The sequence below is a fragment of the Mammaliicoccus sp. L-M44 genome, assembly GCF_022386355.1.
Lineage (GTDB): Bacteria > Bacillota > Bacilli > Staphylococcales > Staphylococcaceae > Mammaliicoccus > Mammaliicoccus sciuri_A.
The window spans coordinates 35,881-56,246 of sequence record NZ_JAJNIU010000007.1 but is presented as its reverse complement, the minus strand read 5'-3'; the positions used below and the strand labels follow the sequence as shown (position 1 = coordinate 56,246).

Annotated in this window: 23 protein-coding genes; 6 read left to right on the top strand and 17 right to left on the bottom strand. The window is 32.4% G+C overall.

Annotated features, from left to right (window positions below; translation table 11 throughout):
* Positions 1–184: 184 nt before the first annotated feature.
* The 5 genes from LQ611_RS05565 to LQ611_RS05545 form a co-directional block, all read right to left on the bottom strand.
* Positions 185–1,189, bottom strand: a complete 1,005-nt coding sequence (locus tag LQ611_RS05565; RefSeq protein WP_239709442.1) for a 5-oxoprolinase subunit C family protein — start codon at positions 1,187–1,189, stop codon at positions 185–187.
* On the bottom strand, positions 1,180–1,881 hold the full coding sequence (locus LQ611_RS05560) for a carboxyltransferase domain-containing protein (RefSeq protein ID WP_119493794.1): 702 nt from the start codon (positions 1,879–1,881) through the stop codon (positions 1,180–1,182). The genes LQ611_RS05565 and LQ611_RS05560 overlap by 10 nt, the downstream gene beginning before the upstream one ends.
* Before the next feature lie 40 nt (positions 1,882–1,921).
* Complete coding sequence (locus LQ611_RS05555) at positions 1,922–2,134, bottom strand: hypothetical protein (protein WP_025904760.1); 213 nt, start codon at positions 2,132–2,134, stop codon at positions 1,922–1,924.
* Positions 2,135–2,195: 61 nt separating this feature from the next.
* Positions 2,196–3,944: a chorismate-binding protein gene (locus LQ611_RS05550; protein WP_198051908.1), complete on the bottom strand. Its 1,749-nt coding sequence runs from the start codon at positions 3,942–3,944 to the stop codon at positions 2,196–2,198.
* The gene (locus tag LQ611_RS05545) at positions 3,922–4,524 is read right to left on the bottom strand and encodes an anthranilate synthase component II (RefSeq protein WP_119493792.1); all 603 of its coding nucleotides are present in this window, start codon (positions 4,522–4,524) and stop codon (positions 3,922–3,924) included. The genes LQ611_RS05550 and LQ611_RS05545 overlap by 23 nt, the downstream gene beginning before the upstream one ends.
* Before the next feature lie 203 nt (positions 4,525–4,727).
* On the opposite strand from LQ611_RS05545, the gene queC reads away from it, so the two are divergent.
* Genes queC through queE form a run of 3 tightly spaced genes read left to right on the top strand, consistent with a single transcriptional unit; the run spans position 4,728 to position 6,530 of the window.
* Complete coding sequence (gene queC / locus LQ611_RS05540) at positions 4,728–5,396, top strand: 7-cyano-7-deazaguanine synthase QueC (RefSeq protein WP_119493791.1); 669 nt, start codon at positions 4,728–4,730, stop codon at positions 5,394–5,396.
* Positions 5,396–5,827: a 6-carboxytetrahydropterin synthase QueD gene (gene queD / locus LQ611_RS05535; protein WP_119493790.1), complete on the top strand. Its 432-nt coding sequence runs from the start codon at positions 5,396–5,398 to the stop codon at positions 5,825–5,827. The genes queC and queD overlap by 1 nt, the downstream gene beginning before the upstream one ends.
* Positions 5,820–6,530: a 7-carboxy-7-deazaguanine synthase QueE gene (gene queE / locus LQ611_RS05530; RefSeq protein ID WP_119493789.1), complete on the top strand. Its 711-nt coding sequence runs from the start codon at positions 5,820–5,822 to the stop codon at positions 6,528–6,530. Before queD ends, queE begins: the two co-directional genes overlap by 8 nt.
* Positions 6,531–6,626: 96 nt before the next feature.
* Here the strand turns inward: queE and LQ611_RS05525 are convergent, their stop codons facing one another.
* Together LQ611_RS05525 and LQ611_RS05520 are read right to left on the bottom strand one after the other, a co-directional pair.
* Entirely contained in the window at positions 6,627–7,295 is a 669-nt protein-coding gene (locus LQ611_RS05525; protein ID WP_158011186.1) for a DUF1129 family protein, read from the bottom strand.
* Entirely contained in the window at positions 7,288–7,626 is a 339-nt protein-coding gene (locus tag LQ611_RS05520; protein WP_119493788.1) for a PadR family transcriptional regulator, read from the bottom strand. Before LQ611_RS05520 ends, LQ611_RS05525 begins: the two co-directional genes overlap by 8 nt.
* Positions 7,627–7,811: 185 nt before the next feature.
* Between LQ611_RS05520 and LQ611_RS05515 the strand changes: the two genes are divergently transcribed.
* Positions 7,812–8,453 carry a hypothetical protein gene (locus tag LQ611_RS05515; protein ID WP_037589261.1) on the top strand — a complete coding sequence of 214 codons (642 nt, stop codon included), beginning with the start codon at positions 7,812–7,814 and terminating at the stop codon, positions 8,451–8,453.
* Between the two features lie 51 nt (positions 8,454–8,504).
* Complete coding sequence (locus LQ611_RS05510; RefSeq protein ID WP_025904751.1) at positions 8,505–8,753, top strand: GlsB/YeaQ/YmgE family stress response membrane protein; 249 nt, start codon at positions 8,505–8,507, stop codon at positions 8,751–8,753.
* A gap of 55 nt (positions 8,754–8,808) precedes the next feature.
* Here the strand turns inward: LQ611_RS05510 and LQ611_RS05505 are convergent, their stop codons facing one another.
* From LQ611_RS05505 to LQ611_RS05465, 9 genes are all read right to left on the bottom strand, one after another.
* Positions 8,809–9,540 (bottom strand): YwiC-like family protein, encoded by a 732-nt coding sequence (locus LQ611_RS05505; protein ID WP_233670807.1) that lies wholly within the window; start codon positions 9,538–9,540, stop codon positions 8,809–8,811.
* A gap of 76 nt (positions 9,541–9,616) precedes the next feature.
* Positions 9,617–10,444, bottom strand: coding sequence for an aldo/keto reductase (locus tag LQ611_RS05500; RefSeq protein ID WP_239709440.1), 828 nt, complete (start codon positions 10,442–10,444; stop codon positions 9,617–9,619).
* A 13-nt stretch (positions 10,445–10,457) separates the two neighbouring features.
* The gene (locus LQ611_RS05495) at positions 10,458–11,180 is read right to left on the bottom strand and encodes a pseudouridine synthase (RefSeq protein ID WP_107572598.1); all 723 of its coding nucleotides are present in this window, start codon (positions 11,178–11,180) and stop codon (positions 10,458–10,460) included.
* A gap of 285 nt (positions 11,181–11,465) precedes the next feature.
* On the bottom strand, positions 11,466–11,783 hold the full coding sequence (locus LQ611_RS05490; RefSeq protein WP_025904747.1) for a DUF3817 domain-containing protein: 318 nt from the start codon (positions 11,781–11,783) through the stop codon (positions 11,466–11,468).
* Between the two features lie 3 nt (positions 11,784–11,786).
* The gene (locus LQ611_RS05485) at positions 11,787–13,133 is read right to left on the bottom strand and encodes a hemolysin family protein (RefSeq protein ID WP_198051905.1); all 1,347 of its coding nucleotides are present in this window, start codon (positions 13,131–13,133) and stop codon (positions 11,787–11,789) included.
* Between the two features lie 234 nt (positions 13,134–13,367).
* The gene (locus tag LQ611_RS05480) at positions 13,368–14,156 is read right to left on the bottom strand and encodes an alpha/beta fold hydrolase (RefSeq protein WP_107565351.1); all 789 of its coding nucleotides are present in this window, start codon (positions 14,154–14,156) and stop codon (positions 13,368–13,370) included.
* Between the two features lie 236 nt (positions 14,157–14,392).
* Positions 14,393–16,324: a PTS fructose transporter subunit IIABC gene (locus LQ611_RS05475; protein ID WP_107565350.1), complete on the bottom strand. Its 1,932-nt coding sequence runs from the start codon at positions 16,322–16,324 to the stop codon at positions 14,393–14,395.
* Positions 16,325–16,342: 18 nt separating this feature from the next.
* Positions 16,343–17,260, bottom strand: a complete 918-nt coding sequence (gene pfkB, locus LQ611_RS05470; protein ID WP_198051903.1) for a 1-phosphofructokinase — start codon at positions 17,258–17,260, stop codon at positions 16,343–16,345.
* The gene (locus LQ611_RS05465) at positions 17,257–18,018 is read right to left on the bottom strand and encodes a DeoR/GlpR family DNA-binding transcription regulator (protein WP_198051902.1); all 762 of its coding nucleotides are present in this window, start codon (positions 18,016–18,018) and stop codon (positions 17,257–17,259) included. The genes pfkB and LQ611_RS05465 overlap by 4 nt, the downstream gene beginning before the upstream one ends.
* A 173-nt stretch (positions 18,019–18,191) precedes the next feature.
* Here LQ611_RS05465 and LQ611_RS05460 point away from each other — a divergent pair, with 173 nt between their 5' ends.
* Positions 18,192–19,385, top strand: a complete 1,194-nt coding sequence (locus LQ611_RS05460; protein ID WP_107565348.1) for a M20 metallopeptidase family protein — start codon at positions 18,192–18,194, stop codon at positions 19,383–19,385.
* Positions 19,386–19,454: 69 nt separating this feature from the next.
* Here the strand turns inward: LQ611_RS05460 and LQ611_RS05455 are convergent, their stop codons facing one another.
* Positions 19,455–20,363 (bottom strand): aldo/keto reductase, encoded by a 909-nt coding sequence (locus tag LQ611_RS05455; protein WP_103362182.1) that lies wholly within the window; start codon positions 20,361–20,363, stop codon positions 19,455–19,457.
* Positions 20,364–20,366: the final 3 nt, after the last annotated feature.

Below are 20,366 nucleotides of genomic sequence, written 5' to 3'. Positions count from 1 at the left end.
TCAACTCATATCAATTTTCATTATTATTTCATTACATATTATTGAAGGTTGTAATATTCTTGTAATATTTAATGTACAGTATTATAATTTATACTATTTTACAATAAATTTCAACTAAAAACCTAAAATACAAATAAGAAATGTGTAAAAAGTGCACACAATAGACACAATTCACACATGGAAATTACTTGTTTAATTCTTCATTTAATTTATATCTGATGCCGTTTTTTATTTGCTTAACGAATTGAGCATGCTTTCTCATATTGCGTTCCGCTTCTTGTATTGTTAATTTCTTAAAGATGAGTTTTGAACCTTGCTTTTTTTGTGCTAATTTATCGATATGATAAGAAGCAATTGTTCCAATTTGAGGATAGCTCGATAATGATTGATGATCATTCAACATTACGACCGGTTGGTTCCCTTCATTTAATAGAACTGTTCCTTTTTTAACACTTAAAAATGACTGATCGACAATTCTACGATTAATAACGGAGTTCCCTTCTAATGTTAATCCTGTTCGATTAAAGCGATTAGATACTTTATAAACTTGACTCTCTAGATGCTTGATTTCCGCTTCATTAAAGTGCGTCATACCTTCTCCCGATATAACATGGAATATATCTGTTAAATAATTTAACGCTAATGTATATTGATCAACACCCCATGAAGCTGTTTTGCTATCTTCTAGGTTTTCAAATAGCTTTTTTTGTAATGGTGTGTAGTTACGGCACATTTCAATTTCATCGCCTGCTTGTAAAGTACGACCGTGGCAGCCACCCATTTCTAAACGGATACTTGTAGATTTTGAACCTAACCATTCTTCAGCAACAATACCACCTGCAATTGCTAAATAACCTCTCGTACCTTTAGATGCTTCACCAAACTTTAATACTTCACCTTTGTCCATTAAATGAATTTTATATGAAGCTATTTTCTTACCATCTACAAATGCTGGGAAGTTAGCTCCCGTAAATGCGATTAAAGTTGGTTCTGTAAATTGGATAGACGGCAACTTAATCGTCATTTCAATTAAAGCTTCGCCTTCTTCATTACCTACAAGCATATTAGCGAGTCTATGGTTTAATTGATCGATTGAGCCATTTTTAACAATGCCAATATGTTGTTGTTTTTGCCTTCCTAAATCTTGAATCGAAGAGTATAGTCCAGCTTCTCGAATAATTAATGACATGGCTTATACCCTCCATCCTTGCTTTGTAGTTGATCTACAATATTTAAGATGACATCATCACCAAAATTAAGCTTACAAATATTATTTTGTCTATCGTATATTTCAACATTCGTCCAACCAATGACTGGCCATTCACCACTTGTATCAGTTGTCGTAATAAATAATTTATCTCTTTCGATACACAATGATCCTTTAGGGATAAATTGTTTGAACTGTGCATTACCTGAATGCAATCGATGACTTAAACCAGATAAATAAGGACATCCTGGAGTATGACCAATCATTGAAACAAAATACGTACTAGATTCTAACACTTGTCTTTGTTCTTCTTCAGACAAGTCCGTTAACGTATCGAAATCTGGACCATATTCGCCACCTACAACGACATCTATCATAATCGATTCCTTTGTAACTTCTCTATCATTAATGTCTTGCTTTTTCTGATAAATAATACGTTCTACAAATTCAGTCATATATTTAAATGGCTCATTGATATTATGATTCATCATCATGCTATAAGGATGATACACAACCATTAAACTATTTTCACTAGGTATAACCTCATCTATAAAAGGCATATCTTGACTTAATATTTCTAATCTAAATTCATTAATTTCATGCGTTAGCTGTCTCGAAGGTTCACGATCGCTCATTACAGTTAATGCAGAATCGCCCTTAGGATATATGCGCATTTAAGACACCTCATTCTATTCTGCTATATATAAAGCATCATTATTTACGATAAAATACATCTGTTAAATCAATAAATACATGTGTTAATTGATTTACAAATAAGCCTACAAAAACAATTGCAACGGCAAATCCAATATATAAATACGCAAAACTTTGCTTATTTTTTTCTTTTCTCAATTCACTTAAAACGATGCGCTTTAAGTAAAATGCTATAACAATCACTATTACTAAATATAATAATGTTAAGAACATCTATTTTCACCCGTCCTTATATGATGTTTACTATTTTACTATTTGTATCTATATATTACCATCATAATTTTAAATCTATTTTTGTCCATTCTCGCAAACTGTTAATCATGTAAATTTCACAATTTGAACTTTCGATATCTTTGATTAACTTTTCCACAGTAATATTTTTTTCTTCGATAAGGTTATCTTTTAATAACGCTTGCCTCATACAACCATTTAAAAATTGCCCATGATATGGAGGTGTGATATATGCATCACCTATTTTAATAACGACATTACCAATATCAAATTCTGTTATTTCATTTTCTTCATTATAATACAATATGACATCTGTATCATGATTATATTGAAAATGCTGGCGTTCAGTTGTTTTGTGTATCGTATATATAGAAGAAACTGGTGTACTCGGTAACAACTGAGCGGTTAAAGGTTGAGTTGAATCAACTATTGGTGAAGTTTCAGCATTAAATGTACCATCCGAATTTAATTCAACTCTTATTTTATATGTGCCATCTACATAAGTATTAACCATGTCATTAAGCATAGTATCCCATTCATCTTTATTAAATCGAATATTTAACGCTTTAGCACTTGTAGAAATTCTATGCGTATGTTCGTGACGTCTTTGGACTATTCCATTTTCTAATCTCATCGTTTCAATAAGATTTACATGTCTACTTTCTAGTATTTTAGATTTCATTTTGAATTCCTCAATTTCAGCTTTAGCATTTGAATCTATTGTGATACCAGCTCCAACGCCATAAACTGCTCTTTCTGAATTTGAATGTATCGTTCTAATTGGAACATTAAAAATCATTCTGTTATCTGGTAACAACAAACCTATCGTTCCACAATAAATACCTCTTGGTCTATTCTCTAATCGTTTGATAATGGTCATCGTTGATTCTTTTGGTGCACCCGTTATCGAGCCACATGGGAACAGCGCTTGAAGTAGTTTAAATAATGAATATTGTGCTTTCAATTGACTTCGAATCGTACTGGTCATTTGATATACCGTTTGATAAGGTTCGATTTTAAATAAATCAATTGCATTAACCGTACCAACTTCAGAAATTTTACTTAAATCATTTCTAAGCAAATCTACAATCATAACATTTTCTGCTCTATCTTTTTGAGAATGCTTCAGTCGTTCATAATTTGCTTGATCTTCTGCTTTATGATTCCCTCTCGAAATTGTACCTTTCATAGGTTTCGTTAATACTGTATTTGGCATTTGTTGATAAGGACCATATTGAAAGAAAAGTTCTGGAGAAATCGATATAATCGTTTCATCTTCAAGCTCAATATATGCTTGATAATCTCCATTAGCATCCTCTGTGAGTGATTGATAATAGTCATAACCATGACGAATCGGTTCTGATTCAAGTTGTGTCGTATAATTAACTTGATACGTATTTCCAAGTCTGATTTCATCTTGAATAGCATGTATATTGTTTGCTAAACGTTCATCTGAATCTGTTCTTCGCCATTCAATATGTTCATTAATATATGTATGATGCGTTTTATCATTAAAGTGTGAGACGGGTTGTTCGAATACTTGAATACTCCCATAATGCTGAGACGCTTTATAAACATTTAACGCTGTATCAAAAGCTCCTGCACTTTCATATGGTAAAGTCATGACAACATAGTATCCTTCTTTTTGATAGCGCTCCGCTTCATGCACAAGCTCTGATACTTCTTCAATCGTTCTTGCATATTTAATGACAATTGGATTCTCAAATTTATAATCTAATTTCTCTTCTATTTGACTGTCTGAAATATACTTAAATTGTATATGCGTCTTCAATCTCTACACCTGCCTTTACTAAGAAATTCGCAATTTGTTCTAATCCATATTCACTTAATATTGCTTCCGGATGATACTGAACCGCTTCAATAGGTAAATGTTGATGTCGTATAGCCATCGGAATACCTTCTTCTAACCATGCTGAAACCTTAAATCCTTCAGGTATATAGTGTTTGTCAGCAATTAAAGAATGATATCTCGCGACTTCAAATGATTCAGGCAATCCTTCATAAATACCTTCCCCATCATGTTTAATCGTTGCTGTATGCCCATGAACCGGACGTGGACCTTTCACGACTTTACCACCAAAAGTAGATATCAATAATTGGAAACCAAGACATACACCTAATATGGGTATATCTGTATAAATAGATTGAAGAAACTCCTTTAACTGTACATAATCATCTGGATGACCAGGGCCAGGTGAAATGATCATAGCATCTGGATTGATTGCACGTACAACATCACAAGTTGCCTCTTCAGATTTCAATATTTTTATTTGTTCATTTTTCGTCAGTATATTAATATACTCGATAATGTTATATGTAAAAGAATCGTGGTTATCTATCATTATAATCATATGTTTATTCGCTCTTCTTTCGTTAATTTCATGTCAATCATACCATATACTAAACTTGCTTTTACAATTTGATTATATTATCATTTGTATATTCAATAAACTAAGAGGTTACTAGCTTACACCCTCTATAAAAAACTAGACACCTACGTCTACCTTTTTATAGAAGGCAGGCTTTTTTTATGCCTTTATAAAGGAGAAACACTATGTCAGAAACATTAAAAAATGAAAAAGCAGTTGTTGTGTTCAGTGGCGGACAAGATAGTACAACATGCTTATTCTATGCGAAAGAACATTTTAAAGAAGTAGAATTAGTGACGTTTCAATATGGCCAACGCCATGATTTAGAAATTAAAATTGCTGAAGATATCGCTAAAGAACAAGGATTAAAGCATCATATTCTAGATATGTCATTACTTTCACAACTATCCCCTAACGCACTAACAGACCATTCAATGCAAATAGAAAATGATGAAAACGGCATACCTAATACATTTGTTCCAGCACGTAATTTACTATTCTTATCATTTGCCGGTGCATTAGCATACCAAATTGGTGCTAAACATATTATTACAGGTGTTTGCGAAACAGACTTTAGCGGGTATCCAGATTGTAGAGATAGCTTTATTAAATCTATGAACTTGTCACTTAACTTATCAATGGATAAAGATTTCGTCATTCATACACCGCTCATGTGGTTGAATAAAAAAGAAACTTGGGCACTAAGTGATCAATTAGGTGCATTAGACTATGTTAGAGAAAAAACATTAACATGTTATAACGGTGTGATGAGTGATGGTTGCGGTGAATGTCCTGCTTGTAAATTAAGAAAACAAGGATTAGACCAATACCTAGAAACGAAAGGAAGTTTATAATGTTACAACAAATCTATCCGAGCGTTCAACACCCTTATGCTTTCGAACTAAATAAAGACTTTAATTTTTCAAGTGCACATTATATTCCACATGAAGAAGCTGGTAAATGTTTGAACGTACATGGACACACATATTTTGTAAATTTAACAATTGCTGGCGACGAATTAGATAAAATGGGATTTTTAGTGAACTTTAGCGAATTAAAATCATTAATTCATAAACGTTATGACCATCAACTTTTAAATGACTTTGAAGAATTTAAAAATTATAGTCCTTCAACTGAACAAGTTGCTCAAACTATTTATAATATCGTTCAAGCATCTCTAGATAAACGCGATAATCAACCTAAGTGTGTACAAGTATTTGTGAGAGAAACACCTACAAGTTACGTCGTTTATCGTCCAACTAAGAAAGGTGACAACAATGCCTAAAATACCAGTGTTAGAAATCTTCGGTCCAACGATTCAAGGTGAAGGTGCAGTCATTGGTCAAAAAACGATGTTTGTTAGAACAAGTGGTTGTGATTATAGATGTAGTTGGTGCGATTCAAGTTTTACATGGGATGGCTCTGCTAAAGATGATATCCGATTACTTGAACCAGAAGATATTATTTCAGAATTAGATCAACTCGCTCCAAATAAATATCAACACGTTACGATATCAGGTGGTAACCCTGCTCTGATTAAAAATATAGGACCTTTCGTAGAAGCACTTAAAGCAAGAAATATAAAGACCGCACTTGAAACTCAAGGCTCTAAATTCCAAGAATGGATGACACTAATCGATGACTTAACGATTAGTCCTAAGCCACCAAGTTCAGGTATGAAACCTAATTTAACAATACTAGATGAAGTTATCGCACAATGTGTGGAGGAAAGTCTTTCTCTTAAAGTTGTTATTTTTGACGAAGCAGACTATCAATTTGCTAAAGATATACACAAACGATATCCTTCTATCCCGTTCTATTTACAAGTAGGTAATCCATATCTAGACGATAGCGTTTCAAACCATACTGAAAAATTACTCGAAAAATATGAACAACTGATCGATAAAGTAATGAATGATACTTTAAATGATATTTTTGTTCTACCACAGCTACATACACTGTTATGGAGCAATAAAAAAGGTGTTTAATATTTCCTAGGAAATAGCATACACAGTATAAAACAAGCACATCACTAACTTGAAAATGCTCATTAAGTGATGTGCTTATTTATTTTGGTCTATTATTTATACAGCTTTTGGCTGTCTTTTCATAACTTTATATATAACATAAATCGCAATCCCTAATATTAGGAATATCCACCAAGGAATATAAACTTTCATCATATCTTTAAATACAAGATTAGGTACTAATATTAGAATTGCTGGAATAACACCAACTAATAGTCCAGCATATGCTGATTCTTTTATTTTCTTATATTTAGATTTATCAAAGATATATCTTTGGATAATATTGAATAATGCTTTAACAATAAAGAATCCACCTATTGGTACAATAAGTAATAGGAAAAGTGTAGATATAAGTGGTGTCTTATAATCAACAAATATACCTACTATACCTGTAATAACAAAATACACACTATAGAAGTACGCTACACCCATTCCTACCATTTTTAAAATTGCTTTATTGGATTCATTCGGTAATTCATTTAATATATCATCGGCATGACCTTTAACATCATGACCGAAAAATTCAATTGCAGTAGTACCATTCGAAACAGCTTCTAATAAATGATCAAGAACATCCATTAATATGACTTCTGATTCATGTTCATTTACGCGCAAGTCTGTTCTAACATATAACAAGAAATCTTCATAAACTTCTAAATCCGTTTCATTTAGCTGCTTTCTCTTCTCGTTGTTTTCTTTGATGAGTTGTTTAGTAGTTCTAGACATCTTCATTGCTCCCTTTTAACAATTTAGTAATAGGATCTTTAATTTCAAGCCATTCTTTTCGTACGATTTCTAATTCTTCGCGACCTTTATCTGTAATATAATAATATTTTCTTTTAGGTCCTTGTTCACTATGCTTAAACTCATTATAAATAAAATCCTTCTTTAATAATCTAAGTAAAATAGGATATATCGTTCCTTCACTTACATCGGTAAATTGATGTTCATTTAATTTGCGAGATAATTCATAACCGTATACTGGTTGAGATTGTATTATAGATAAAATACAAGCATCTAATAACCCTTTTCTCATCTGTGTCTTAATTGTCGACATCTTAATAACCTCTTCCAATTTTTACAGCTATTGTGTATTACAAGATAGCTTACTTTTATACTATTAAAGTTTCATTCTTTTGTCAAAGGGTCTTTAAATTTTTTTACAAAACATATATTTAGTGATTATATGTTTAGAAATTGTTATAATTCTTAGATGAGACTATTTTAAGGCAGGAGACAGATATGGCATTCCTCGTTTCAATTAATATCATTCTGTGTATCGTCTTGATGTCATATAACTTTGTAGTAATGAATAAGAAATCGCGTATCAATCATTACGCTATTTCAATCACAATTGCTTTGAATGGTTTAATATCCTTTATAATCATCAAAGAAATCAACTTCATCACGATTGCAGTAACAACTATGTTACTTATATGGGCATTTTTACATACATGGATTCAAATTAAATACGTTCCAAACTACATTGAAAATCAATATTTCGTACTTTATATCATTACGATTGTATTTAGTATGTCTTTAAACATTGTTTACTTAGATAGTACACTTTCAATTTATCAATCTGTACCTTATTTAGGTGTCAGTTTATTTATATTTGGACAAATCATTGCTTATTTATCGTTATTCACAGAACCTATTGAATCAGACGGTAAAAGGCTCGCAAAAATTTACCAAAATGGTATATATCGATACTTTATTCATCCACGTTTAGTTGGTGAGATATTATCGATTGTGGCGTTAATATGTATGATTGTCCTTACGCCCCATTGGTTTCTATTAATACCAGTGTTCCTTTTTTATATTATGTTTATTTTATGGCAAAAGTTATTCAAAACTTCTTATTATGTTTCACATAGTGAATAACAGGGTACTTAAATATAGAAATAAGAAATATAAATAAGGAGGTACACTCAAATGGGCTTTATATTAATGTTAATCGTAGGTGGCCTAATAGGTTGGCTAGCAGGTGTTATATTAGGTAAAGATATACCTGGCGGCATAGTCGGTAATATTATTGCCGGTTTAATTGGTTCAGCGATTGGTGGTTCTTTACTTGGAGACTTAGGTCCAGTATGGGGTGGCGTCGCAATCATACCAGCACTAATCGGTTCAATTATTTTAATTCTTGTATTATCATTTATTTTGAAATTAATCAAAAAATAATTAATCTTCAATTAATAGGTAAAGTTAAAGCAACCATCTGCGGATGGTTGCTTTTTTAATGTAAAAATATCGATCCAACTACTAATACAAATACTGAATTAGCTATTTCAATTAAGCCTACATGCATAATTTTTATTTTCTTACCATATAAAACGATTGATCGAATTAAACTCGGTATATACATCAACATAACTAATGGATGTATAAAGAAACCTACAACAACTATACATAAATGATAAATCCAAGATGACCATTTATATTTTACAGACTTTTTCTCTCTAATCATCGTCTTAACGTATAAAATTGTACCAAAGAAATATAAGAAACTTAAAATAAAGACTGGTAACCAAGATTCCACATCTGTTATAGATACATTTAATAACGCGCTGATCACACCAAATAAACAGAATATCAAGACAGCTATTAAATCATTAGTAAATGCTCTTTCATTTTTCTTTTTAGCAAAATAGGCATTTAATAGTGATAAAGGTACCATCAGTAGAAAAATCCATATCGTAACGGGTTTATGTAATACGATTGGTACAAAAGATATGACGACAATCAAAGCAAATATGCCTGCCGTATAAATATAACCTATTATTTTCTTCCTTTTCTTTAAGTAGAAGAAAATTTGGTCACTCATGAAATAAGATGCCAGTACACCTAAATACAATAATAAATGAAAGTATGTAAAACCAGTTGCTGCAATTCCGAATGCGATTGGTAGTACAATCATTGACCATACACCATGTTGATTTGGTTTTTTAAATTTAAACAAATAAAACACCTCCACAGTTTTATTTTACTAAAAGATGCATATGAAATACATCTTAATTCAAACAAATCTGTGAAGGTTCTATATTTTACTTCATATCTCCAATTTTAACTTCATCTGGATCTCTAAATTGTCGTTCATCTGTATTTAATTGGTCGATTTTGGTTAAATCTTCATCACTCAATTCAAAATCAAATACATCAAAATTCTCTCTGATTCTATTATCATTTTGAGATTTTGGAATAACGAGTCTACCTTGTTGTAAATGCCATTTAATAATAACTTGGGCAACAGTCTTATTATACTGATCTGCTATACTTTGTAAATCTGCGTTATTTAACCATTCGCCACCTCTCATTAGTGGACTCCACGCCATTAATTTAATACCTTTACTTTCGCAATATGCTTGTAATGCTTTTTGATTAAATAACGGATGAAACTCAACTTGGTTAACTGCAGAGACAACTTCAGTTTCAGCTAATAATTGATCTAAATGATGTTCTTTAAAATTACATACACCAATTGCTTTAATTTTTCCTTCTTTATATAACGTTTCTAATGCTTTATACGTCTCAATAAACAATCCATCTTCAGGACATGGCCAATGAATTAAATACATATCGATATACGTAAGTTGCAATGATTCTAATGAGTCATTAAACGCTTTAATAGTTGCATCATACCCTTGGAAGTCATTCCATAATTTAGTTGTAATAAATAAATCTTCTCGCTTAATATTGACTGTTTTTAAAGCTTCGCCTAATGCTTTTTCATTTTTATAAAACCAAGCTGTATCTATCGCACGATATCCTGCATCAATTGCAGTGTGGATTACTCTCTCAACATCAGCATCTTCAATTTTGTATACGCCTAAACCTAATTCTGGTATCTCTACATTATTATTTAATTTAACCATTTTATTATCCCCTTTATTTAGATGTCATACGGTCTCTTTTAGGTGTATAAGCGAGCGAACGTGTCAGTTCTTCAAATTCTTCTTTCGTTAAATCACGCCATTCACCATATTTAATACCATCAAGCTTAATGTTCATAATGCGAATTCTTTTTAATTTTTTTACATTATATCCTAACGTTTCACACATACGTCTAATTTGACGATTCAAACCTTGTGTTAAAACAATCTTAAATGTTCTATCATTAATTTGCGATACTTTCGCTGGAAGTGTCTTTTGATTTAAAATTTCAACACCTTCAGACATTTGCTTTAAGAAGTCTTTCGTTAAAGGTTTATCTACTGAAACGACATATTCTTTTTCATGATGATTTTCAGCACGCAAGATTTCATTAACGATATCCCCATCACTAGTAAGGAGTAATAATCCTTCTGAATCTTTATCTAATCTACCAATATGAAAAATTCTTTCATGGTGATTGACGTAGTCTACAACATTACCTTTAACATGTCTCTCAGTAGTAGATGTAATACCACGCGGTTTATTAAGTGCTATATAAACATAACCTTTATCAATTGTAATGACTTCACCATCAACTTTCACAACATCCGTACTTTCAACTTGAGACCCTAGTGTCGCATATTCGTCATTAATTTGAACGCGATTAGCACTTATCCATTTATCAGCACCTCTCCTCGAACATACACCAGCTTCACTTAGAAATTTATTAATTCTCATAAAAATGGTTCCTCTCTCAATCTATCTACTATATTCCCTATTTTACATGATGATCTTCATTAAAACAAAACAGTATGTGTCTATTTTGGACTTCTGACGACATTTGTATGGGCTGCCTTAGTTACACTTCGACCGACTTTTGTTACTAACGGCCGCCTTAGTTACACTTCGACCTACTTTTGTTACTATGGGTGCTCTTAGTTACACTTCTCCAGACTTTTGTAATTAATACAATAAAAAAAGAGCACAGGATCCAAATATTTGTCCCATGCTCTTCGTATCAATTTATGATTGTGTTATCTTTTCATAAGATTTGCCATTTATAAAGAAATGATCAAATATAAATGTTCCAAAAGGAATAAAAGCTGTTATAAAAGCAATGACTGGCCACTTTATATGAATTCTAACAATCAGTGCCATTACTAATATCATAATGACATACATTGAAAATAATCCACCATGTATCATGCCCAATACTGAAACTACATTTGGATTACTCAACATATACTTGATAGGCATTGCTATAAATACTAATAACAGTAATGATCCACCTTCTAAATATCCTGTAAACCTAAATAATGATGTTAATGTAGTTTTGCTCACGTTTTAATCCTCGTCTTCTTCGTCTTCGTCAAATATACTTTTTCTTTCTTTTATAAAATCTTTGTGTAAAGCAACTGTCTTAATTTGGTGGTTTTCAACATCAATAACAACCCATTTATCATATTCTGTATCGACATAGTCGTCTTTTTCAATTTCTGGGTTATGTGCTTGTAACCAACCACCGATTGTATCAATATCGTCTGAATCCACAAATTCAATTCCGAATTTTCCTTCTAGTTCTGATAAAGTTACACGTCCATTAATTTGGTAAGTATCTTCACCAGTTTGAATGATATCATTTACTTCATCATCATCAAATTCATCACGAATTTCACCAACGATTTCTTCTAATATATCTTCCATCGTGATGACACCAGCTGTACCACCATATTCATCAATAACTAACGCCATATGCACATGATCTTTTTGCATTTTCACTAATGCATCACTAATTCTTGTAACTTCGTGAATAAGTGGTAAGTCATGTACGTAGTTATTAATTTTTATTTGTTCACCTGAAGCGTATTCTGTTAAAAATTCTTTAACATTGATAAAGCCTTTAATATGGTCTTTATCGCCATCTTCAGTAATTGGGTAACGTGTATAATGATGTTCATTTATAATTTCTAATAATTCTTCAATATTAAATGGTTCTGTTAATGTAACCATTTGTGTTCTAGGTACCATGATATCTTTTGCTAATCTTTCATCGAATGAGAAAATATTTTGCATATAAGCTAATTCAGTGTGATTGATTTCGCCACTTTGATAGCTTTGAGTCATGATAAGCTTTAATTCTTCTTCTGACATTGCTTGTTCTTCGTTAGTAGGTTGAATACCTATTGCTCTAACTAGAATACGTGCTGCGCCATTCATTGACCAAATTAACGGTTTCATAACGATACCGAAATAATATAATGGTCGGCCGAAGACAAGTGTAAGTCTTTCTGCCTGTTGAATTGCTACCGTTTTTGGTGCTAATTCACCAACTACTACATGGATAAACGTTACAATTAAGAAACTGATCGCTATGGAGAAAGTTGTTGTTAATGCGTCTGGTAAGTTAAAGAAGTCTAATACAGGATGTATTAAAACTTCAAATGTTGGTTCACCAATCCAACCTAATCCAAGTGATGTTACAGTAATACCAAGCTGACATGCAGATAAATAATAATCTAGTTCTTTGATCATTTTATGTACAATTTTAGCTGATTTACTTCCTTCAGAAATTAATTGTTCAATTCTAGTTATACGCACCTTTACAAGCGCGAATTCAGATCCTACAAATACCATTGTAAATGCAATTAATATAAAGAATACAATAAAGTTTATTATGGTCGAAATTTCCAATTAGTTCCCTATTTCTAGGGATTCACCTCCAAATATTTTGCGGTGACGCCATGGCCACCTTTGTATGATTTTGTTCTATAAGTTTATTTATGATATACGTTTTCAAAACTAAATCCTTCCCATTTAGCGTCACCTCCCCCGATATTAGCATATTATTTTTAGTTTACCATATTTTTATCTCAATTTAAATGATATAAGAAAGAATGTAAATGTAGAAGTCTACACATACATTCTTTATATAGCCGTCGTTCCAACATGCTGCATGATAAATTGAGAACTAATTTTATTAAAATCTTCTGGTTGATCAATATTACATACGTGACCAGCTTGCTCTATTATTTCTATTGAAAAGTTTTCATTTTCTTTAACGAGTCTTTCTACTGGTGGCATAAATAAATAGTCTTCTTCCCCCATAATAAAGAGTGTCGGAATATCTCTTGTCGCAACTTGTAAATGTGCTAAATAAGGATTCACAAGCTTCGTTAATTTAACCCATTTAATAAATTGCTTTTGAGACACTTTCTTAGCTTCATTCACAAATCTTAATCTTGATTCTTCATGAGCTTTCCTAGGCATAATAATGTATGCAAATAATTTATAAAGCAACATATACGGTACAAAGTTCATAATCGTACGGCCGATTGCTAACAAGAATTTAGTCCTTAAATTCACATTAATGATGGCGCCACCTAACACCAATGTCGTAATTCTCTCTGGATATGATTGCGCCATTGTTTGACCAACAATTGTGCCAAGGCTCATGCCAATAATATGTGTCTTATCTATTTTTAAATGATCCAATACATCTACAACTTCTTTTGCTAAATGTTCAAAGGAATCATTTTTCTTCCATTCTTTGTTCGCAGACTTCCCATGCCCTCTTAAATCTACGAGTAATATATTAAAATGTTTCCTATAATATCTCATTTGTTTAAACCAAATCGAAGAACTACCACCAGCTCCGTGTATCAACGTAACCCATTCTGCGTCATTTGATTTGATAATTGTCTTGTAATATAACATTGTTCACATCTTTCCCTATGTTTACCATTTTCTACATATTATAATAATTTAATTTAATCATATAAAAATTTCCCCAACTTTTCAATTTATCATATAAAAATTTCCCCAACTTTTCAATTTTAAACATGTTAAATCAGTGTCATACTTTTGGCCGAGAATTTAAGGTAATGATTAAAAAAAGCTGTCTACAAAGTCACAACTCTGTAGACAGCTTTTAATTTAATACGATATATTGATTATTCTACTTCTTCTGCGATTTCAAGTTGCTCTTTTGTTAATTTAGGTTTAATTACACCATAAATAATTGCTGCAACTAATGCACCGATAATTACTGCTAGTAATGTTTGTAATACATGACCGAAGTCAGTTGCGAATATAACAAAGATACCGCCATGTGGTGCTTGAATTCTTGAACCTAATCCTAAAGCTAACGCTCCACCAATACCTGAACCAACCATCATTGATGGAATGACACGTAATGGATCTGCTGCTGCAAATGGAATAGCACCTTCTGTAATGAATGATAATCCCATCACATAGTTTGGAATAATAGAACCTTTTTGTGCTTTAGTAAATTTCTTTCTAAAGATTAACATCGCTGTTGCAATTGCTATTGGTGGAATCATACCACCAACCATAGCTGCTGTAATTGCTGCTGCATTTCCTTCTGTTAACGCTGCTGTCGCAAATACATATGCCGCTTTATTAAATGGACCACCCATATCGATTGCCATCATTGCACCAATTACTAAACCTAATAACATAATATTAGAACCGGATAAGTTATTTAATCCATCTAATAATAAATTGTTTAACCATGCTGTTGGTGGATTCACCACGTACACCATAAGTAATCCAGTAAGTGATACTGATAAAATTGGATAAATTAATGTAGGTTTTAAACCTTCAAACATTTGAGGTAAGTTCTTAAATACATATTTGATACCTTCTGTTAAATAACCTGCAAGGAAACCAGCGATAATACCACCTAAGAATCCTGAACCACCTGCTACTGCTAACATACCGCCGACTAAACCAGATGCGAAACCAGGTTTATCTGCAATACTTCTAGCTATGAAACCTGCTAAAATAGGCACGATTAATTTAAATGCACTTTCACTACCGATCGACCATAAATTAGCTGCAAATTCGTTATATTGGCCACTCTTTGGATCGAATGAGTTTTCACCAAATAAGAATACGATTGCCATCAAGATACCACCAGATATAACAAGTGGTAACATATTAGAAACACCATTCATTAAGTGTTTATATATCGTCTTAGATACACTTTGTTTTTCGTTGCTAGCAGCACTACTTTGTTTCGCACCTTTAGCTACGAATGGTTTACGAGATGTGTCTTGCGCCATATTGATTAATTCTTCTGGACGTTTAATACCATCAGCAACCGGAACTTGAATTACATTTTTACCATCGAAACGATCTGTTTCAACATGCACATCCGCAGCTACAATGATACCTGATGCTTTTTCAATTTCTTCATCTGTTAAGTGATTTTTAATACCACCTGAACCATTTGTTTCAACTTTAATAGGTACACCCATTTTTTTAGCTTGATTTTTCAATGCATCCGCAGCCATATAAGTATGTGCAATACCTGTAGGACATGCTGTTACAGCTAATACAAGTCCTTTTTCTGAATCCGCTTCTGCATTCGTTACAGCTGCTGCTTCTGAAGTTTCATCTGAAGCTTCATCATCATGCTTATTAATGATATTTAATACTTCTTCTTTACTTTTCGCTTGTAATAACTCTGCTCTTACATCTTCATCCATCAAAATGCCTGAAAGTTTAGCAAGGGCATCTAAATGTGTTTGTGCACCACCAGCTGGCGCTGCAATCATAAAGAATAAATGAGCTGGTTGCATATCTAATGATTGATAATCTACACCTTCAACAGATTTACCAAAAGCAATCGCAGCAGATTGTACAGCATCTGTTTTAGCATGCGGAATCGCAATCCCTTCACCAATTCCTGTTGTACTTTGTGACTCTCTTGCATGAATCGCTTCTTTAAAAGTTGCCTCATCACTTAATTTCCCAGCACTGTTTAATTGCGCAACTAACTCGTCAATGACTTGATCTTTACTTGTTGCAGAAAGATCCATTGCAATGGTTTCCTTCGTTAATAGTTCTGTAATTCTCATTTTAATAACCTCCCTATTTTAAACATGTTTAATGATTACTTTAGAAATTATTTTTTCTATGTCTTCTTTATTAGCTAAATCCGCATTAAATGCTGTTGCTGTACCACAACTTACTGCCAATTTAAATGCTGATTCTATGTCTTTGCCAGCTTCTAATCCTGCTACCATACCAGCAACAGTACTGTCACCTGAACCAACTGTATTCACAACTTGACCACTTGGGACGATGGCTTTTAATCGTGTTTGTTGATCCACATAAATGGCACCTTCTCCACCGAGTGAAACGATGACTGCTTGAGCACCTTCATTCAATAATTGCTCAGCACATTCAATAACTTCTTGATCCGTTTCAATTTGTTTATCAAATATCTCTTCTAATTCATGTTTATTTGGTTTAACAAATTTCGGATTATACGCTAGTACTGATTTCATCAAATCTTTCTCAGCATCCACGATTAAATTCGCACCAGTCTGTTTAAGTATTTCCGCTACTTCTTGATAGACTGGATTTTGTAATGAACTTGGCACACTGCCCGCAATTATAACCGTATCTTCTGATTGCGTATTTTTCATTTTCGTTAAAAATTCTTCATAGTTATGTGGTTCAATATTTGGTCCTGGACCATTGATTTCAGTTTCTAAATCTAAACCAGATTTTAATTTCACATTGATTCTTGTATCATCTTTAACCTCTACAAAGTCAGTTAAGATGTTTGCTTGATTAAGTGCATCTTTAATAAAATCTCCAGGAAATCCACCTATAAAACCTGTTGCTGTACTTTTGATATCTAATGTTTGAAGTACTCGAGAAACATTGATCCCTTTTCCACCAGCAAACTTGTTTGTTTCATGTGCTCTGTTTAATTCACCTACTTCAAATTGATTGGTAAACATTACATAATCAATTGATGGATTAAACGTAACTGTATATATCATTTTAGTCCTCCGTTAATGTTATATTTTTCTTTAAATTGATTTAAATTATTTAATGTTTCAATCGCTTTTTGAGAAGTTAATATCTCTATTGATTTATCATATGTAACTTCCGCAAACGATACTTCATTAAATTTAGAATGATCTAACAAGACATATACTTGAGATGCTAAATGAATGGCCTTTTCTTTCATTTCTGATTCGTAAGGGTCTGGTGTCGTTAACCCATAATTCAAATCAATGCCATTCATACCAATAAAAGCTTTGTCAAAACGATATCTTTCAAGGGATTTAACTGCATTTACGCCTATATTCGCAAATGTTGTTGCCTTTACTTCTCCACCTGTCATATAAACCGAAATGCCTTTTTCTAATAACGGTCTTACATGTGTTAAACCATTTGTCACAACGATAATATCTTGTTGTGTAATGAACGGAATCATTTCTAAAGTAGTTGTCCCAGCATCTAAATATATCGTATCCCCATCTGAAATTTGACTCACAGCTAATTGTGCAATCTCTCGTTTTTCATCTTGATGTCGCGATTCTTTATCTGTCATATTACGCTCTTCATGGCGCTTTGTTATTTGAGTTGCACCACCATGAACTCTTTTGAGCATACCTCTTTCTTCAAGTTGAGATAAATCTCTCCTAATTGTTGATGTACTTGAATTCGTCAAATTAATAAGTTCTTGTAGAGATACTGTTTCCCGTAGATTAATCTCTTCTAATATTAATTGATGTCTTTCAGTCGTTAACATACAATCTCCCCTATTCCTCTACATAATAAAACGTTTTCATTTCATTGTCAATCACTTTCATTCACAATCAACCAAAATCAACCAAAATTTTTTAGTTGTTTTATAAGTTCAATCATTTTATATAGTAAAAGACTACTGTTATACTTTTCTAGTATAATTTTAGGAGGTAAATCATGAATAATTTAAAAGAAAAGCTTTTTAACCTAATTGAAAAGAAAGAAAGTGACATGATTGATATTAGAAGGCATTTGCATCAACACCCAGAACTATCATTTGAAGAAGCGCAAACTGCTGAATATATTAAATCATTTTACGAAGGCAAAGATGTTAAAGTAACACAACCTTTAGAAAAAGAACATGCTATTATTGTAGAAATTAAAGGTGGTCAAGAAGGTAGAACGATTGGTTTAAGAGCTGACTTTGATGCTTTACCTATAACTGAAGAAACAGATGTTCCTTTCAAATCACAAAATGAAGGTGTTATGCATGCTTGTGGCCATGATGCTCATACTGCTTATTTAATGGGGCTTGCAGATGCACTTATTGAAATTAAAGAAGAATTACCTGGCACAGTTAAAATCATTCATCAACATGCTGAGGAAAAACCTCCTGGTGGTGCTAAAGCACTTGTAGAATCTGGTGCACTTGACGATTTAGATGAAGTTTATGGTATCCATATCGTTCCAGTAGCTGGACCTGAATTTATTGGTTACAATAAAGGACCTTCATTCTCAGGAAGTTCAACATTCAAGTTGACGATTAATGGTTTAGGCGGACATGCAGCAAGTCCACACAAAACACATGATGCATTAGTTGCTGGGACAAACTTTGTAAATACTATTCAAACGATTGTATCAAGACGTATCGATCCATTAGATATGGGTGTCGTTACGATTGGTGCATTCGAAGCACCAGGTGGATACAACGTAATTCAAGATAGTGTCACGATTAAAGGGACTGCTAGATATTTAAATCCCGAATTAGAAGAAAAAATGTATCAAGAAATCAAAAAAATTGCAGATAGTGTTGCAGTGGGCTTTGATATTGAATATGACTTAGATTATCAATTTGGTTATCCTGTACTTTACAATCACCCGGAACAAACTGATAAAGTAGCAGAAATATTATCAAATAGTAAAGGCGACTATTTCCAACAATTAGTTGAAATACCTCAAGTTACAGGTTCAGAAGACTTTGCATACTATCTACAAAAAATTCCTGGTTCATTCTACATTGTAGGCAGTAAACCAGAAGGCGTAACAGAACCATATATGAATCATCACCCTAAATTTGATGTGAATGAAGATTGCTTGCAAGTTGCAGCAAAATCTTTAGGAGAAATTACATTAAATAGATTAGAAAAATAAATATTATTATAAAAAATGAGGCTGGAACCTGTATATTGGTTCTAGCCTCATTTTTATATCATTATCATACTATAATATATCTTCACCACGTGATGCGACATAAATATCGAACCACTCTTGATCTGTTAATTGTAATTTCGTAGCATTTACAGCTTCGTCAACTCTTTCTATCTTACTTGAACCTACAATTGGCATTACTTTTGATGGCAATCTGAGTAACCAACTGTAAATGACTGTGCTCACTGATACGTTATATTTTTCTGCTAATGGTTGTATAACTGACATAATGCGTCTTGCTTTTTCATCAGTTTGATCAAATAATTTACCACCAGCTAATGGACTCCATGCCATTACTTTAACATCATGTTGCAACATTCTATTTAATGTACAATCTTCAATATTTTCAAGTTGATATGGTGATACTTCAACTTGATTGACTGAGATATGCGACATTTCTTTCTTCAAACTCTCATTTAACAATTCATATTGATTACATTTAAAGTTTGAAACACCGAATGCTTTTATTTTTCCTTGCTCAACTAAATGCATCACTGCACGCGTCACTTCATCTGGATCCATTAATGGAGATGGACGATGAATCAGTAGCGTATCGATGTAATCCGTCTTAAGATTTAATAGCGATTTATCAACTGATTCAATAATATGATCATAACTTTGATCGTATCGATGACCAGTATTTTTAGCAATTTGATCATTCGGTAAAATAATACCGCATTTTGTGACGATTTCAATTTTTTCTCTTAAATTAGGTGTTAATGCTAATGCATCACCAAATAATGATTCACATGTATAATTACCATAAATATCCGCATGATCCATTGTTGTAATGCCTCTATCAACTATTTCATGTATGAAATCATTTAATTGTTGATTGTTATAACCCCATTCATTCAATCTCCAAAAACCATGTACAATTCTAGAATAACTAACATGTTTATTTATACGAATTCTTTCCATCCC

What these genes read in the sequence shown, in the direction of transcription:
- queD (WP_119493790.1), top strand. Translation starts at nt 5,396, where the DNA reads ATGTTACAACAAATCTATCCGAGCGTTCAACACCCTTATGCTTTCGAA.
- LQ611_RS05525 (WP_158011186.1), bottom strand. Translation starts at nt 7,295, where the DNA reads ATGTCTAGAACTACTAAACAACTCATCAAAGAAAACAACGAGAAGAGA.
- LQ611_RS05480 (WP_107565351.1), bottom strand. Translation starts at nt 14,156, where the DNA reads ATGTTATATTACAAGACAATTATCAAATCAAATGACGCAGAATGGGTT.
- queC (WP_119493791.1), top strand. Translation starts at nt 4,728, where the DNA reads ATGTCAGAAACATTAAAAAATGAAAAAGCAGTTGTTGTGTTCAGTGGC.
- LQ611_RS05515 (WP_037589261.1), top strand. Translation starts at nt 7,812, where the DNA reads ATGGCATTCCTCGTTTCAATTAATATCATTCTGTGTATCGTCTTGATG.
- LQ611_RS05565 (WP_239709442.1), bottom strand. Translation starts at nt 1,189, where the DNA reads ATGTCATTAATTATTCGAGAAGCTGGACTATACTCTTCGATTCAAGAT.
- LQ611_RS05545 (WP_119493792.1), bottom strand. Translation starts at nt 4,524, where the DNA reads ATGATTATAATGATAGATAACCACGATTCTTTTACATATAACATTATC.
- queE (WP_119493789.1), top strand. Translation starts at nt 5,820, where the DNA reads ATGCCTAAAATACCAGTGTTAGAAATCTTCGGTCCAACGATTCAAGGT.
- LQ611_RS05510 (WP_025904751.1), top strand. Translation starts at nt 8,505, where the DNA reads ATGGGCTTTATATTAATGTTAATCGTAGGTGGCCTAATAGGTTGGCTA.
- LQ611_RS05465 (WP_198051902.1), bottom strand. Translation starts at nt 18,018, where the DNA reads ATGTTAACGACTGAAAGACATCAATTAATATTAGAAGAGATTAATCTA.
- LQ611_RS05500 (WP_239709440.1), bottom strand. Translation starts at nt 10,444, where the DNA reads ATGGTTAAATTAAATAATAATGTAGAGATACCAGAATTAGGTTTAGGC.
- LQ611_RS05555 (WP_025904760.1), bottom strand. Translation starts at nt 2,134, where the DNA reads ATGTTCTTAACATTATTATATTTAGTAATAGTGATTGTTATAGCATTT.
- LQ611_RS05495 (WP_107572598.1), bottom strand. Translation starts at nt 11,180, where the DNA reads ATGAGAATTAATAAATTTCTAAGTGAAGCTGGTGTATGTTCGAGGAGA.
- LQ611_RS05520 (WP_119493788.1), bottom strand. Translation starts at nt 7,626, where the DNA reads ATGTCGACAATTAAGACACAGATGAGAAAAGGGTTATTAGATGCTTGT.
- LQ611_RS05475 (WP_107565350.1), bottom strand. Translation starts at nt 16,324, where the DNA reads ATGAGAATTACAGAACTATTAACGAAGGAAACCATTGCAATGGATCTT.
- LQ611_RS05560 (WP_119493794.1), bottom strand. Translation starts at nt 1,881, where the DNA reads ATGCGCATATATCCTAAGGGCGATTCTGCATTAACTGTAATGAGCGAT.
- LQ611_RS05455 (WP_103362182.1), bottom strand. Translation starts at nt 20,363, where the DNA reads ATGGAAAGAATTCGTATAAATAAACATGTTAGTTATTCTAGAATTGTA.
- pfkB (WP_198051903.1), bottom strand. Translation starts at nt 17,260, where the DNA reads ATGATATATACAGTTACGTTTAATCCATCAATTGATTATGTAATGTTT.
- LQ611_RS05460 (WP_107565348.1), top strand. Translation starts at nt 18,192, where the DNA reads ATGAATAATTTAAAAGAAAAGCTTTTTAACCTAATTGAAAAGAAAGAA.